This window comes from Collinsella sp. Sow4_E3 (assembly GCF_052116285.1).
Classification (GTDB): Bacteria; Actinomycetota; Coriobacteriia; order Coriobacteriales; family Coriobacteriaceae; genus Collinsella.
This window is the reverse complement of sequence record NZ_JBQKLJ010000058.1, coordinates 1-1,485: the sequence shown is the minus strand read 5'-3', so window position 1 is coordinate 1,485 and position 1,485 is coordinate 1. Positions and strand designations below refer to the sequence as shown.

The 1,485-nt window shown below is 67.8% G+C and carries 1 protein-coding gene; it reads right to left on the bottom strand.

Annotation, left to right across the window (positions count from 1 at the left end; genetic code table 11):
* Positions 1–83: 83 nt before the first annotated feature.
* Complete coding sequence (locus ACTQ48_RS11150) at positions 84–1,364, bottom strand: IS256 family transposase (protein WP_441570969.1); 1,281 nt, start codon at positions 1,362–1,364, stop codon at positions 84–86.
* Positions 1,365–1,485 lie beyond the last annotated feature (121 nt).

Here is a 1,485-nt window from a genome sequence, read left to right as displayed (position 1 = left end):
CGGTAGTGTTGAGAAAGTTGGTGTAGTGCCCGATCCGAAGCGAGTCGGCCCGGCGTCCCAGAATCTGGAATACGGTTGATATCCTATGCCGCCTCGACCCTGTCCGCAAGCTCGAGGCCGGACTCGAGCATCTTCCTTGCCTCCGCCTCGAGCCGCGCCCAATCGACGGGACCGTCGGTCCCCCGGGTGCGACCGTCGTCGTAGAGCTCGTTCATCCTCGCCTCCGAGAAGTACCTGGACTCCTGCCATATCTCGTCCTGCTCGCACATGACCGCGCCCGCGAGCCGCACCAGCGAGCCCGTGGAGGGGAACACCTGCACGACGCGCGACCTGCGCTTTATCTCCCGGTTGGTCCTCTCCTGCACGTTGTTGGTGCGCAGGCGCTTCCAGTGGGTCGGCGGGAAGTCGAGGTAGGCCAGCGCGTCGGGCTCGGCCTCCTCCAGCACCGCCGCCGCCCTGGGGCAGCACCCCGCCAGCATGTCGCACGCCGCGTGGTACATGGCCGTCACGGTGGCGGCGTCGCGCCCGCGGAACACCTGCGACACGATCCTGCCCACGCGGCGCCTGAGCTGCCAGGAGCCGGCCTCGCGCATGCAGTCGCGCATGAGGTGGACCGCGCAGCGCTGCCACGCGGCGCCCTGGAAGACCTCGCCGAGCGCCCGGACGAGCCCCGGGTGGGCGTCCGAGACGACGAGCCGCACGCCCGCCGCCCCGCGCGAGCGGATAGCCCGCAGGAAGGCGAGCCACGAGTCGTAAGACTCGGTGTCAACCACGTCGACGCCAAGGACGCGCCTCCAGCCGCCCGCATCGCAGCCGATGGCGGTGACCACGGCGGTGGAGGCGACGCGCCCCTCGCGGCGGCACTTGACGTAGGTCGCGTCGAGCCAGACGTAGGGCACCGGCGAGCCGTCGAGCGGCCTTCCGCACAGATCCTCGATGTCTGCGTCCAGGCTCGAGGCGATTGCGCTCACCTGGTCCTTCGAGAGCCTGGAGACGCCCATCTTCTCGGCCACCCTCTGCACCTTGCGGGTGCTCGTGCCCGTGGCGTACATCTCGGCGACGGCGGCGACGAGGGCGCGGTCGACGCGCTGGTAGCGCTCGAGCACGTCCTCCGGGAAGAAGCTGCCGGAGCGCAGCTTGGGGATGCGCAGCGTCAGCGTGCCGACGCAGGTGGCGAGCGACCTCTCGCGGTAGCCGTTTCGGCTGTTCGCCCCGCCACCGCAGAGCTGGTCGGCCTCGGCGTCCATCACGGCGTTCACGACCTGCTCGGCGAGTCTGCGAAGCAGCTCCTGCATATCGATGGCGCCGTCGTCGAAACGGGGCATAGCGAGCATGTCCGGCGTCGGGTCTGATAAGATTTCCATAGCGGTCTTCGTCCTTTCCTAGAACCTGTTGTTGTGGTGATTTCAGATTCTAGGACGAAGGCCGTTCTTCGTTAAACGAGCGCTAGGGTGTCACCCTTACACCAACATTTTCGACGCGATC

What these genes read in the sequence shown, in the direction of transcription:
- ACTQ48_RS11150 (WP_441570969.1), bottom strand. Translation starts at nt 1,364, where the DNA reads ATGGAAATCTTATCAGACCCGACGCCGGACATGCTCGCTATGCCCCGT.